A 14,704-nucleotide genomic window follows, 5' to 3' on the forward strand; every position below is an offset into this window, starting at 1 on the left:
ACTGGGATGCTATAGTATGATTCAATTTAGTAGAAAAACCAAATATAGAAGGGACATCGTTTCATGAAACTTAGAAGAAAGAAATGGACTCTATTCGTATTATTGTTATTAATGTTGTTTAACTCATGGGGGATTGCTGCCCCGGTAGCCAGCGCGGACTCACCAACGGCGGCTCTGGAGCTTTCTCTTCCGAATGATTTGACAGACTGGATTTTGGATGAAAACGCGGGGTATATATATGCAATCTCTAGCACGGCGAATAATCTTTATTTTATTCGACTTAGCGATTTGAAAATTGAAAAAACGCTTAATGTTGGTTCAAACCCTTATTCTCTTGCGCGGGATGGGCAGTTTCTGCAGATTGCGCTTTCTGGAGCGACTATGATCAAGACGGTTAATCTTACAACTCAGCAAATTTCGGATACGATTACTACTAGCGCCACTCCTTACTCAGTAGCAGCTTCTTCTAACTATCTTTTTTACGGGAGTAGGGACGGGAAGATCTACAAGTATAACAAGGGTGCTCGTACAAGCAGCTTATTATTTAGTAATTTTATATCTAATGATTTAGCTCTATCGTTTGATGAATCAACGAACACACTTTATGCAGGCAATGTATCATCTTATGGCGGTATAATGGCTATTAATGCTGATACCGGAGCAAAGCTAAGCGAGGGCTTAGATGATAGAATGGAGTTTGGAGGATTTGCTTTATCACTTAAACATGTTTTTATTGATGATCAATCGGTATATTTTGGTGGACATCAAATGAATAAGGCGAACCTGCTGGAGACCACAGGAACCTACTCTAGAACGAATGACGACTACACCTATCTCGAATCGGTCATATTGGGTGTAACGGACGCTTATGTACTCACAACGCAAGGGGTATATGATAAAAATACTTATACGCCGTTGGTTCTCTTCCCTTCCAATAAAAGGTTTGCTTTGCTTGACTCGAAAGGTCATGCCTATCTTGCAGGCATTGAGAATTGGTTTACGGATGCAAATAAAATTACTCGAATCGATCTTACTATACCACCGAGGATTACCGCTAACTTTACAACGGATTCCAATTCGATCAGAAGCAATCAAGCGATTACGGATTGGACTACCACAGACAATTCTCCTTATATCTATGCCATTACGGCAAGTACCAACGAGTTGGTCATTATTCGCAAGAACGATATGAGTGCAGTCAAGAAGATGTATATTGGTTCTAACCCTAGTGAAATTAAAGTTCTAAATCATATGGCTTACGTCATTTTTAAAGGTGAAAACCACATTAAGGTAGTAGATTTAGGCGACGGTATCCCCACAGAAGCTGACATTGCGGAAATCACTACGAAGAACTTTCCGCTTCATGTTTATCCGGATAACAATAATCGGATATTGTATAATGGGGGATTAATTACTGGCAGCCTTAGCGTGACCTCTTCTGTCTACACTACTGTTACGGACACAGTTTATGAAAAAAGTACAGGAATTAATTCCTATAGTAACTACACGTTAGACCTCAAGAAGAACATTCTCTATGGCGCGGATAGTTTCGCCATGAGTAAATTTGATAGTCAAAATTTCAAGTTTCTTGAAAGCAAAAAGTTAGATAACCTTTCAAACAACTACAATCTTCTTCTAGACGAAAACGATCTGTACTTTGGCACTCGCAGGTACGATGCAACTGTAATTTCCACCGTATACGGGACATATCCGGAATACATTATTTACGCCCATGGCGGTTATGTGTTCAGTAGTGGTGCCATCTACGACAGAGACAGTTTTACAAAAATCTATGATTTGTTAACGTTCATCACACGCGCATATGTTGGCGCAGATCATAGCATTATCGTATCAACTGACAAACGTTTATATAAATTTAATAGCGTTGAAGAGATGCAGAGGGTAATGAGTGAGACTCGCCTGCCCTCTAATGCTGCTTTCTTAGATGAAGATTTGACACCTGGCCGCATAAAGGGGTATTTGACCTTTGATGCGCCGACCGATCAGGATGGCATTAAGAGGTATTCAGCGTATTATCTTGATCAAAATGGCAATAGGCTTCAGCAGATAGGATTAAATAAGAATATGGAAATATCGACTGATTCACGCTTCGTATACGAGATACCATATTCAAACCTTCCAAGTGGTGCAGTTAGCATTGGGCTGTACCCGGTCGTTTCTTTTAATAATGGCCTTGAGCGTATGTTGGACGCCCACCTTTCGGTTCCAATCTATGATGCACCCAACTATTTGCCTGTAGACTTGTCAGTGGCGGATATGAATCCGGACCCGAACAAGTTTGCTGGTTTAGTTAAATGGAAGCCGGGAACTGCTGAATTACTAGATGCTCGTTATAATTTGTATTTTATAAGTGAACAAGGTCTCGTTGGAGATAAGATAACCGTTGTGAATGGCGGACAAAGGGAGTACTCCATTACTATTCCAGAGACGGATGTGCCGACGGTTGCATTTGGAATCGGCCTTTTCATTGAAAATGATAATTTTGCATCCCCGTTTTATATCAGAAAACTATTAGAGGATAAACGAACGCCGGCTATCCCGTCATCATCCATTACCGTTCATAAATACATGGTACAAGCGGACAATATTGTCGTGAACAACCTTGCGCCTGGTGATATTATTCGTGTATACAATGAGGGACAAACCGCTATTATAGGGGGCGGGATCGTTGCACAGAGCCAGAGTTCCATTACAATTACCATTGGAAATCTTGGAAATCCAGGAGACAAGCTTTTTATAACTCGACAAACCTCCAATAGGGGTGAGAGCACGGGGACATTAGTTGTTGTACCACCGCTTACGAATGATAATAATGGTGTTGGTGGTATCGGTGGTGGCGGAGCCGGAGGCGGCGGAGGCGGTGGCAGCACAAGTCGGCCGTATACTGATCCTAATGGTAAAATGACGTACGAAGTGCAGCCAGGCCACGTTGACATGCTAATCGCCCTTAGCACTGATGCGAAGGAACTTGTATTGGATGCTACAGCTAAACAACATCTTGATATCACTACAGTTAGTTTTGATGGCGACATTGTGAATAAAGCGGCATTGAAGGGGAAAGCAATTGTTATAAAAGCGAACGAAGTTCAGCTCAAATTTCCTATTAATGCTATACCTGTAGCAAACGAAAACAACATGATGAAGTTCAAAGTTTCGTCTGAAGCAGCACCAGAATTGAGCAATTTTACTGCTGTATCTTCAGTACTGGATTTCACGTTGGCTGAGAAGGATTCGAAAATTATAAGCTTTAATACACCGATTGAAGCCACATTCCATTATGACCCTTCCAAAGTGAAGGAGACGAGTAATCTAGGTGTTTACTGGTTAGACGAGACAACGAACACGTGGACTTCCATGGGAGGGATGGTGAATGGTGATGGGACTATTACTGCTAATGTGCCACACTTCTCCAAGTACGCCGTCCTAGAGAAAACAGGAAGTGCGCCAACCTCCTCAACCGATGTAAAAACATTTGATGATATTCAAGGACATTGGGCACAAAAGGACATTGAGGAGCTTGTAAGCAAGCAGATTATTGATGGCATGAGCGATCAAGTCTTCCAACCGAATCTTGAGATGAACAGAGCGCAATTAGTTACGATTCTTACGAAGGCAATGAAACTTCAGGACCCGAACATGTCCAAAACCTTCGATGACGTTGCATCCGATGCTTGGTACAAGGATGCCGTGTACGCAGCTTACAATGCCCAAATCGTAAGTGGGGTTAGCGACAACTCCTTTGCACCGAACGCAAACGTAACTCGTGAGCAGCTAGCGGTTATGGTGGTAAATGCCTATTTGAACGCAACCGGTAAAATGTTGAGCGATGTCGCACCGGCACAAGCAGCTAGTTATGTTGACGCCATTAACATAAGCGATTGGGCTAAGCCATATGTGAGCGCAGCTACGGCTCTCGGACTGCTGAACGGTGTGGATGAATCCCACTTCGCACCAATGGAACAAAGCACAAGGGCACAAGTGGCTGCCGTTATGGTACGTATGCTTGGGAAGCTCGCTGAAGTCAAGTAAGTCTTATAATAGATCCCTTCATCATAGTGATGGAGGGATTTTTTTGCATCCTCCTTTGGATCGGAGGCAGATATCAGGACATGAATTTGAACGAAATGGAAAAATTTATGAGGAGTCGTAATACTTTCGCCATGTTCGTTATCTCAGAAATAAGCGAAGATAGGTACAGAAGGCCGATGCAGTAATGTGGCGGCTGACTAGATCATTGAGGCGCATGGAAGGGTTACTTCGACTTTTAATCGGCTTGTCGTTGGTTCGAGTCCAACTTTCTCCCAATGGAGGAATAGCTCAGTTGGTAGAGCAGCATGTACCTTTCCGACCAAATTCCTCGGGTGGTCTTTAACAAGTGATTAGCGAAGCGAGGCGCCAGAAAGGGTTCCTTCGACTTATTAGGGATAAGTATTGATGGTGTCTGTCGGACACTAACGGCCTTTTCAACTTATTTCCTCGCTTCGTTAAGAAATATTTTAATCAGCCGGTGAGGCGCCGGGATGGGTTACTTCGAGCTTAATCGAGCAATGGTTACCCGGGCAATACGGCAGGTTCGACTCCTGCAGCAAACCTATCCAGCCTCTTCCTCACCGGTGATTCTTCAAAAACGTTTAGGAGGGGAATCAATCATGAGTATTGCTAAAAAACTGTTCGGCTCACTTAGACCGAATACATTCAATAAAGAGCATTACCCGGCATTTACAAGATCTCTGGAGGAGCAGTACTTGCAGACACTTCTGACCAATACGATGAGCAACACCTTCTATGCAGATCGCAATGAACTGCTTGCTGATGCGGAGCAGATCCATCATGAGATAGCGGACAGCAATCCCAATTTCATGGCTAAGGCAATTGTGTTTGCTCGGAACGAGGGTTTTATGAGGCTGCAGCCATTGTTCGGCTTGGCGATCCTCTCCATTTATCGTCAGGATTTGTTTGCGAGGATCTTCCTGCAGGTGGTGCGGTTTCCTTCCGATTTGTCTGACTTTCTAACGATATTGCAGGGGCTGGGACGCGGGGAGGGAGGCCGTGCCGTCAAGCGGCAGGTCAATCGCTTCTTATACGGAGTGTCCGAGTATTGGGCCATTAAATATAACGGCCGTGGACGCGGATACAGTTTAGGTGATGCCATTGCAACTGCCCATCCTAAACCGGAAGATGTCAAGCAGCAGGCTTTGTTCCGATATTTGCGGGGATTGGAAGCAAACCTTACTTTGCTTCCCCAAGTCGAGGCTCTGGAAAATCTGAAGCTCGCAACAAACGAGGAGGATCAGATCGAGTGGATTGAACGAGGCAGGCTTCCATATGAAACAGTTACCGGTGTAATCAAGCCGTCCAAAGCTGTTTGGGAAGCGCTGCTTTACCAAATGCCGACATTTGCGCTGCTTCGGCATATGAATGCTTTGCAGAGGGCCGGAGTGTTGGAGGAGAAACGCAACCTGGACTATGTTGTAAACCGAATAACCGATGAACAGGCGCTGAGGAAAGCCAAAATCCTGCCGTTCCGCCTTGCGAGTGCTTTCAGCCAGGTGGATCATTCGGAGCTTCGGGATGCTTTGCGGGAAGCTGCCGAGCTTACATTCGCTAACCTCCCCGAACTTGGAGAAAAGACAGCGATTTTCCTTGATATCTCGGGTTCGATGAACGGTCAATACTTGGAGATCGGTTCGGTATTTGCTCTGGCTCTATACAAAAAAACGCAGGGCAGCTCGTTGTTCTGGTTGTTCGATACAGAGGTTACAGATGCCAAGCCTTCTCGTAAAGATAGTATTTTAACGCAGGCGGCGCAAATTCATGCCCGTGGAGGTACGGATACGGGGGTGCCCGTTCGGAAGCTGATCGAGGAGCGAAGGAAAGTTGACCAAATTATTATTATCACGGATGAGCAGCAAAACAGCGGCAGTCCTTTCTATGAGCAACTGAGACTGTACCGTTCGAAAGTGAACGGGGACGTGAAGGCATTTATTGTTGATATTGCCCCGTACCGGCATGCGATGGTACCGGAACAGGATCCTCAAACCTTCTACATTTATGGTTGGAGCGATACTGTGCTCTCCTACATCGCACAGTCTGTACAAGGCTATTCCTCGTTGATGGAACGGGTAGAGGGATTAAGTTTAGACTTTTAAAAGATAGAGAACAGATTGTGGATGCTGATCCATGGCCTGAAGGATTATGTGAAAAAGGTGATGAAAACAATGCTTATTTTCTTCAATAAAGCTGTCCGGCCTCTTTGGGAAGGCAGGCCCTCCATTTATTCATTTATGCTGGAGCAGGGCGAATCCGTAGGCGGATCCCTACCGGATGACGAAGAATTCTGGTCCGGCAGTAAGTTGAGGTGGGTAGCGGGCGGCCTGGATGGAGCTTTCGGGCACCACGCGGGGCCAGGTCAGATGACAGATGAGACACGCGAGTTGGTCCACCTGCTGGCGAAGCAAGCGAGAAAGCCGAAGAATTCAATTAGAAAGGCACTGTATGCTAAGCTTGTGAAGACGGATATCGGCAGCAAGATTGACGCCATTTTAGACGAGTTGCGCAAACAGCCGGGCATACAACCAGATGCCTTATTCCAAGAGGCACGATGGTTAGCCGAAAATGGGGCTCATCGCAATGTCGTTAAATTCGGAATTGCGCTGCTTGGCCTTTTTCAGAACGAGCAAGTGAAGGAACTGCTTCTGACACTGGGGAGACACGATGAATTTACGTTATATGCCGCGGTTGCGATTCGGAATGGAATGGAGGACAGCAACCAGGTTCTATTTGAACTAGCTAAGCACGTCCATGGGTGGGGGAAAATCCATCTCGTCGAGAGACTCGAGCCGGCTACTGAGGAGATCAAAGACTGGCTGCTGCGCCAAGGCTGCCAAAACAGCGTCATGAACGAATACTTAGCTTGCATTTGTGTGAGGAATGGCGGTTTGCGGGAGGCGTTATCGGCCAATTCTGTAAATAGTGCATTGTTTAATGGGGCGACGGATATCATGGAAGCGTTATTGAATGGCGGGCCGGCAGAGGACATCGACGATTACGAGTATGGTCCGCAGGTCGTGTCCGATTACGTGAGGCTAGCCCGGGAGATGGGCTCATCCGCTAAGCATTTGTCGGTTGTATTGAGCATTCGCGACTTCTTGGCTCAGGATGAGAAGAATTGGTCCCGGCGGATGTCGGAGGGATGGACCGAGCAGTTAAGAACCGATAATAGGGATGCATGCGAATCGATGATGGCCGAAGCCAAATGGGTAAGCATTGTAATGGATGCTGTTAGAACCGGCGATCCGTCGGATCGCTACTATGGTGCAGCATGTGCGGATAAGCTTGGCGTAGATATTTGGGATACGCTGTATGGACAGCTTGCCGCAGATCCGCTGCAAGATTTTCATTTCTTTCAGCTCATGAAATCGAACGATCCAAACCGTATCCGGCAATTGGTTCAATTCGCCACCGAACATCTTCCTCTTCAGCACATTGCTGCCGGTCCCGGTGATGAGATGGGGTTTGGCCAAGAATATACGGCACATCGGAATTTGGATACCATTTTGCAGAGTTTGGATCAGTATGAGGGGATTGGTGTAGAATTGATCCTGACCGGTCTGAATAGTCCTGTAACCCGAAATCGGAATATGGCGATCAAGGCATTAGAGGGTTGGCCTGTTGCCTCCTGGGATGATCGGCTTATTGAAGCGGTCAATCATTTATCGCAGATAGAACCCGACGACTCGGTCAAAGAACGGGTTCATAAGCTCCAGGAAGGCAAAGGGCTCTAAACACGGGGAAAGTAAACATGTAAGTAGGAGTTGAAAGATCGTGGCTTATCAAAATATAGACGGCGTTCGTGTCTGGGGAAATCCCGACAGTGGAGCGCTAGCTCAAGCAAAGACGTGTGCGGAAACCGGCAATGTTGTTCAAACTCTGCTTATGGCGGACCATCATAAAGGGTATAGCCAGCCGATTGGCGGGGTTGTCGTATACGATGGGCAAATCTCTCCTTCCGGTGTGGGATACGATATTGCATGCGGGAATAAAGCGGTGCGGACTAACTTGTTTGCCCCAAATATCAAGCCAACATTGGCAAAGTTAATGGATGAGATCGCCCGCAAAATCTCTTTCGGCGTGGGACGTGTGAATAAGGAGAAGGTCGATCATGACCTTTTCGATGATCCGGATTGGGCTGTTTATAACGCGGTAGGCAAACAAGAGCACGACAAGCTGAAAGCTTTGGCGCAGAGTCAGCTTGGTACAGTCGGCAGCGGCAACCACTTCGTAGACTTGTTCGAAGAAGCGGGAACCGGCCGGTTGTGGGTTGCGAATCACTTCGGGAGCCGCGGTTTCGGACACAAAACGGCAAGCGGCTTTATCAACTTGGCTGCAGGCAGAGAGTTTCTCGCGAACGCCCCCGGTGAGAAGATGGATCAGTCGCCTGTCCTGCTTAATCTAAGCAGCGAGCTTGGCGATATGTACTATCGCGCGATGAGGCTGGCGGGACGTTACGCCTATGCTGGCCGGGATTATGTAATTAAGGAAGTTTTGGCGATAATAGGAGCGGAAGCGGACCAAGAGGTGCATAACCACCATAACTATGCTTGGAAAGAGGTGCACAACGGCAAAGAAGTCGTGGTCGTCCGTAAAGGGGCAACTCCCTCGGCACCTGGTCAGGTTGGTTTTATCGGCGGCAGTATGGGGGATATTTCCGTTATTGTAGAAGGTAAGGATAGCATAGAGAACCGGGACTCTTATTATAGCACCGTGCATGGAGCGGGGCGGACCATGAGCCGGACTCAGGCGGCAGGAAAAATGAACTGGAGAACCCGCGCCCGAAGCGGCGGTCAAATCAGTACGGAGCAAATGATGAAGGCTGTTCGGGAATATGGTGTAGAGCTGCGCGGCGCGGGTACGGATGAGAGTCCTTTTGTCTATCGGAAGCTGCAAGAAGTGCTGGATGCCCATGCCGAGACGATCGAGGTCAAGCACGTGCTGAAACCGATCGGTGTTTGCATGGCTGGAGCGGATGAGTTTGATCCGTATAAGGATTAATAGTGATCTAACCAGCACTGCAGTTCCTGCCCTGTAAACCAGACATTGCAGGCTTTGACTGCTTCAACGACTTCGGTCGGCTTCCCTTCAATGGGAATTTGATTAGGGACTGAATCGAGCTTTACTATTTTACTACTGGAGTGATTAATGGTGTTAAATCATTGTTATAGTTTCATCACGCCTAGCCTGTAAGGGATAGCATGGATCCCCTTGGTTCCTTTGCAGGCTGGGCCTTCTGCCAAGGGGCGTGATGGAATGAAAAGCAAAGTTAAAAATCGTACTCGAGCGTATTACCGGCATCATCGAAAAAGGGTTATCTACCGTAAGAGTAAGATTGCAAAACGAATCGGTTGGTTTGAAGACTGTGTAGGGAAGTTTGCAAAAGGTAAGGTACATTGTTCTTGTCATTATTGTAGGGAAAAGACGTGGGATCTGGGATTCTCTAAATCTGATCTTGTAAGGCTTGAACGTATGAAGGATTTAGATGGCTTGGAATAGCAGGTAGTTGCAATGCTTGAAATCAGTCGTAGACGAAAAATCTAAGGCAAGTGTGCCTAATGAGGATAATATAGTCCAATTCCTAAGCAATTCCCGTAAGAAGGAGAATAGCCCCAAAACCCCATCCTAAAGTAGGTGGGGTTTATTTTCATTCGCTTATTTAGAAATATAAAAAGTGTTGTTTTCAAAATTTATGGTTAAACCCAACTCATCAACGGCATAGTGCCATGTCATTGGAAAATAAGTCACATCGTTTAATACCAACAACGGATATTCCTCTGATCCATTATCAATCCATGCATCGTTCACATAGATATTAAAATCTGGTTGACTAGCATACAGGTTTGAATTTGTAGAACCATAGTCAAGTTCAAGCTTTCCAGCTTTATTGGAAGTCTTTCGAATGACGAACCCAACTTCAGCATCCCATACTGTTTCTAGAGCAAGCGCTTGAGTAAACTTAAATGTCATTGGAAAATAAGTAACGTCTTTATAAGAGATGACGGGATATTTAATGGATGAATTTGCAATTGAAGTACCATTTACGTTAATACTGTATGTTGGTTTTCCAACCTTGAGATGTCCACTTGGAATCGTTTCTACTGGGGTTACTGGTTTAGTATTGGAAGTTGACCCGCCGGATGATGCTGATGATGAACTGCTTCCAGACGAAGAGCCGCCATTGTGATAATGATAGCCAGAACATAACCCTTTGGCCTTCGAGCTTGCTGAACAGTTATGCCCTCCACTGGAATCTGTTCTACCAGAGTGAGCATAAACAGATTGTGATAAAGATAATGTTGCAACTAATGTTAATGTTAGTAGTCCGATTTGCCTGAATTTCATTTACTTTTACCCCCTAAAATCTAGTATTATTTACCTGTGTGATAGTACCAGATATTTCAAGTATGATCAATTTTTATTTATAGACCCTAATTAATCCGACTGAACTTGGTAGCGGCAAAACGATTAAATCTACGGTAAGCGGCGCTTACTCGTATCCGTAAGGAGGACGGCTAGAAGGAACAACTGAACCAGGTGCGCAGATTCGAGTAGGATATGGAGACAAACAATCCATAGAAACACGATTGGCCGGAAGCGAATGTTTCCGGTTTTTTTGTTTTGCCTCACGATCAAAGCCTGCTTTCATGCGACCATTAGAGAATATTGAAAGAAATCGGAAGTTCCCCTCATACCCAACAAACGGTGAAGGCTGTAACATTATGAGTGAGCTGCCACGCAAGACGATTCGTTGATCTTTTAAATTCTAATTAGGATGTGAGCGAATGAAGCTTTTAACCTCAGCTTTAGTTGGTACAGGTGGAATTGCGGACTGGTTGCATGTACCCATTCATAAGAAGCTGCGAGGGTCTGAGTTGAAGTGGGTGTGTGACACGAATGCACAGGTTGCCAAAGAGTTCGCAGAGAAGTGGAATGTTCCCAATTGGACGGATCGCCTGAAGGATGTCTTAGCGGATACAGCTGTTGATTGGGTTGACGTTGCGGTACCGAACCGATTTCATGAACAAGTAACGATCCAATCTCTTGAGGCTGGTAAGCACGTACTTTGCCAGAAGCCGATGGCTGATTCCATCATGGCTGCGCAAAGGATGATTTCCGCGGCGGATAAGTCCGCTCGCAATTTAGGCATATACATGTGTTTTCGCGGAGATCCCGCATTTCGAATGATGAAACGAATGATTGCTGAAGGCGCCTTTGGCAGCATCATCTCTTTTAGAGGCAAAATGATATCGGGCAATGGGAAGAATTTGCGTGCAGGGCAGTGGCGTATGGATGATGCATCGGGAGCTTTGGATCTACTTGGCATCCATCTAATCGACTTGTTCGCTTGGCTGCACAGTGATATCCAGTGGGTCCAGGCATATTCCAATACGTTGTACGCAACAATGAAAGGCGACGACGTAACAACGGCCATTTACGGGCTAAAGGACGGCGTAACAGCTGTATTGGAAACGACCTATTGTTCCTACTCAGGTCCGGATATGCCTATTTATTTGTTTGAAGTCAATGGAACTGCGGGATATGCAAGCTATAACTTTGATATTGGGAAATTAGTTGTCCAACTTAAAGAGGGTTACCAATCCGAGATGTTCAGCTGCAAACCGAATGAAGTAAAGAACTGTACGATTGAGCATGCCCTTAACGGGGGGGGCTCCATTGCAAACGTACATCAAGATTTTGTTGACTCAATCCTGAGAGGAGAAGCTTTTGAAGCGGACGGTCAGGTAGGGATGAAATCCATTCACGTTATTGAAATTACTCGATTTGCTGCTAAAGAGAGAAGACAAATTATGGTTTTACAGTAATTCCGGTTTCGTGATTTCAAAACGAGTTTTTGTTTCATACCAACATTAGTCGGAGGGGATACCATTGAAAACATGTTTACATTCCGTTAGTTATTCGGGGACTTGGGGTGGACAGACTGCTCTTACCTTAAAGCAATTTATTGAAAAAGCATCTCGGCTAGGCTTTGAAAGTGTGGAGTTTGCTGCCAAAAGACCGCATTGTTCACCTCTCGACTTGGATAAAGAGCAAAGACAAGAAATTAAACAGCTGCTAGAGGAGAAGGGATTAGAGCTGGCTTGTATAGCCAGTTACCATGATTTTTCTGCTTTCTTCGAACATAAAGATATGGCTTATATGGAAAAAGAGCTGTTGTACATGAAGAGTATCATTGAGCTCGCCTCCGATCTGGGCTGTTCTCTTGTTCGAACGTATACGGGATATTTTAAGGAAGGGATACCTTACCGGAGCCAATGGGATGCTTGTGTAAAAGGGATAAAAGAGAGCGCGCAAATGGCAGCGCCCTATGGGATTACCATTGGTGTCCAGAATCATTCGTGCATTGCCAGCGATCCCGAAAGCTTGCTCGATTTTATGGCTGAGGTTAACGAACCTAACGCCAAAGTGGTGCTTGATGCGCCATTCATCGACAACCATTTTAGACCCATGCGTGAAACGGTACTTCAATTTAAAGGGATGATTGTTCATACGCATCTCACCGATTATATTCGCAGAGAGAAGTATAAGTATGTTTCTGAAACGGTGACATTTGATAAAAATGGCATTGAAATGATCTCCATCCCCATCGGAAAGGGCAGCATAAACTACGAAGAATTCATCGCCGCCCTGCACGAAGTAGGATACCAAGGCTCGTTGTCCTACGAAATGTGTTCACCGCTTGTCGGCGGCGGCAGCGAGGCAAATCTGGATCGCAGCGCTTTGGAGTCGTTGGATTATGTTAAGCAGATCTTGAATGGATTGTAAGCGGTTTCGAAAATGCGGTTAACAATGAGGTGATGGCGTGAGTAAAGTAAATGCCCCTTTGAATGCATTTCCTTCCAAGGGAAAGAAACGGCACCGATTTTTAAAACGTTGGGAATCTCCAATCGAGGGGTATATGTTTATCTCTCTTTGGCTGATAGGCATCGCTTTTCTTACCGTTTGGCCGTTCTTTCAGTCCATTTATTTTTCATTAACGAAGTATTCATTATTAGCATCACCCAAGTGGATTGGGTTACAAAACTACAAAACAATCATCATGAATGACGATCTCTTCCGGCAATCTCTGAAGGTGACGATCAATTTTGTTTTATTTACGGTACCTTTGAAAATGATTTTCGCTCTGTTTGTCGCGATGCTCCTGAACAGGAATATCAAAGGCATATCTGCGTACAGAACGATGATCTATTTTCCGTCATTAATTGGAACGAGCATGGCGGTTTCAATCTTATGGAAAAACATATTTGGCACCGAGGGACTTTTCAACCAACTTTTAAGTGTGTTTGGTATCCACGGCACCTCTTGGTTATCCAATCCTGCAACTTCGCTTCCGACTATCGGGCTGCTGGATGTATGGCAATTTGGCTCATCCATGGTCATTTTTCTGGCAGGGTTGAAACAGATATCAGCGGAGCTCTATGAAGCTTCATCAATAGACGGGGCCTCTAAACCTAGACAGTTTATTAGCATAACTTTACCGATGATTTCTCCCGTCATACTTTTCAACATGGTTATGCAAACCATTGGCTCGTTCCAAACCTTTACTCAGGCCTTCATTATTACCAAAGGCGGGCCGATGAACTCAACCTACATGTATGCCATGTACTTGTATCAAAGAGCATTTGGAAGATTTGAGATGGGTTATGCTTCGGCGTTAGCCTGGATTTTACTGGTCATCATCGGTCTTTTTACTATGCTTATTTTTGCCAGCACAAGATATTGGGTTCATTACGAATCGGAAACGGGGGGAGCCAAATGATCGTGAGGGCATCCGTCCGCTGGAAAACTCCCTTAACTCATCTTTTGTTGTTAGTGGTGGGTCTATTGATGCTCTACCCTCTATTTTGGTGGATCGGCGCTTCACTCAAGTCAAACACGGAGCTGCTTTCCCCCAATTTATTTCCTCAGGAATGGTTATGGAGCAATTATACGAAAGGGTGGGTAGCCATCCCTCGGTATACGTTCACCCATTTCTATTTGAATTCTTTTAAATTAATGCTTGCAATTCTGGTGACCACCATCTTTTCCTGCAGTTTGACAGCTTTTGGATTTGCGCGGCTTGATTTTCCGCTGAGAAAGTTCTTTTTCTCCATTCTTCTAATTACTTTAATGCTCCCTGGTCAAGTTACACTTGTTCCACAGTATGTCTTGTTTAACGGGCTGGGGTGGATCAATACGTATTGGCCGTTAATTTTACCCCACTTGCTGGCGGCAGATGCCTTCTTTGTCTTCTTGCTCATCCAGTTCATACGTGGTATTCCAAGAGAGCTGGATGAATCAGCCAAAATGGACGGCAGCTCTTCGTTCGGCATTTACTTGAAAATCGTTATGCCCTTAACCAAGCCGGCATTAGTTACGGTAGGGATTTATTGCTTTATTTGGAATTGGGACAATTTCTTTGGCCAATTAATTTATTTGAACTCTGTGAGCAACTACACGGTTGTTTTGGCTTTAAGAATGTTTATCGATACCCAGGGCAATTTACCTTGGGGCCAACTGCTCGCGATGTCCTTAATCTCAGTGATTCCAGCAACCATCATCTTCTTTATGCTTCAGCGTCACTTTGTTGAAGGAATTGCAACAACAGGAATTAAAGGATAGGAAAGTGCAC

The 14,704-nt window shown here is 45.3% G+C and carries 10 protein-coding genes; 9 read left to right on the plus strand and 1 reads right to left on the minus strand.

Features of this window, described 5'->3' with window-relative positions; genetic code table 11:
* Positions 1 to 63 precede the first annotated feature (63 nt).
* The 5 genes from J2Z65_RS27660 to J2Z65_RS27680 all read left to right on the plus strand — a co-directional run bounded on the left by J2Z65_RS27660 (position 64) and on the right by J2Z65_RS27680 (position 9,570).
* On the plus strand, positions 64 to 4,050 hold the full coding sequence (locus J2Z65_RS27660) for an S-layer homology domain-containing protein (RefSeq protein WP_167068792.1): 3,987 nt from the start codon (positions 64 to 66) through the stop codon (positions 4,048 to 4,050).
* A gap of 620 nt (positions 4,051 to 4,670) precedes the next feature.
* Positions 4,671 to 6,170 carry a TROVE domain-containing protein gene (locus J2Z65_RS27665; protein ID WP_167068789.1) on the plus strand — a complete coding sequence of 500 codons (1,500 nt, stop codon included), beginning with the start codon at positions 4,671 to 4,673 and terminating at the stop codon, positions 6,168 to 6,170.
* Between the two features lie 60 nt (positions 6,171 to 6,230).
* Entirely contained in the window at positions 6,231 to 7,805 is a 1,575-nt protein-coding gene (locus J2Z65_RS27670; RefSeq protein WP_240160095.1) for a limonene hydroxylase, read from the plus strand.
* Between the two features lie 40 nt (positions 7,806 to 7,845).
* Positions 7,846 to 9,072, plus strand: coding sequence for an RtcB family protein (locus J2Z65_RS27675; protein ID WP_167068786.1), 1,227 nt, complete (start codon positions 7,846 to 7,848; stop codon positions 9,070 to 9,072).
* A 255-nt stretch (positions 9,073 to 9,327) separates the two neighbouring features.
* Positions 9,328 to 9,570, plus strand: a complete 243-nt coding sequence (locus tag J2Z65_RS27680) for a hypothetical protein (protein ID WP_167068783.1) — start codon at positions 9,328 to 9,330, stop codon at positions 9,568 to 9,570.
* A 156-nt stretch (positions 9,571 to 9,726) separates the two neighbouring features.
* On the opposite strand, the gene J2Z65_RS27685 is transcribed toward J2Z65_RS27680, so the two are convergent.
* Complete coding sequence (locus tag J2Z65_RS27685; RefSeq protein ID WP_167068780.1) at positions 9,727 to 10,416, minus strand: YHYH domain-containing protein; 690 nt, start codon at positions 10,414 to 10,416, stop codon at positions 9,727 to 9,729.
* 440 nt (positions 10,417 to 10,856) lie between these two features.
* Between J2Z65_RS27685 and J2Z65_RS27690 the strand changes: the two genes are divergently transcribed.
* From J2Z65_RS27690 to J2Z65_RS27705, 4 genes are all read left to right on the plus strand, one after another.
* The gene (locus J2Z65_RS27690; RefSeq protein WP_167068777.1) at positions 10,857 to 11,897 is read left to right on the plus strand and encodes a Gfo/Idh/MocA family protein; all 1,041 of its coding nucleotides are present in this window, start codon (positions 10,857 to 10,859) and stop codon (positions 11,895 to 11,897) included.
* 64 nt (positions 11,898 to 11,961) lie between these two features.
* Positions 11,962 to 12,858: a sugar phosphate isomerase/epimerase family protein gene (locus tag J2Z65_RS27695; protein WP_167068774.1), complete on the plus strand. Its 897-nt coding sequence runs from the start codon at positions 11,962 to 11,964 to the stop codon at positions 12,856 to 12,858.
* Between the two features lie 37 nt (positions 12,859 to 12,895).
* Positions 12,896 to 13,852: a carbohydrate ABC transporter permease gene (locus J2Z65_RS27700; protein WP_338111831.1), complete on the plus strand. Its 957-nt coding sequence runs from the start codon at positions 12,896 to 12,898 to the stop codon at positions 13,850 to 13,852.
* On the plus strand, positions 13,849 to 14,694 hold the full coding sequence (locus tag J2Z65_RS27705; protein ID WP_167068771.1) for a carbohydrate ABC transporter permease: 846 nt from the start codon (positions 13,849 to 13,851) through the stop codon (positions 14,692 to 14,694). Before J2Z65_RS27700 ends, J2Z65_RS27705 begins: the two co-directional genes overlap by 4 nt.
* Positions 14,695 to 14,704: the final 10 nt, after the last annotated feature.

Origin of the sequence: Paenibacillus aceris, from assembly GCF_017874035.1 — a bacterium.
GTDB lineage: Bacteria > Bacillota > Bacilli > Paenibacillales > NBRC-103111 > Paenibacillus_E > Paenibacillus_E aceris.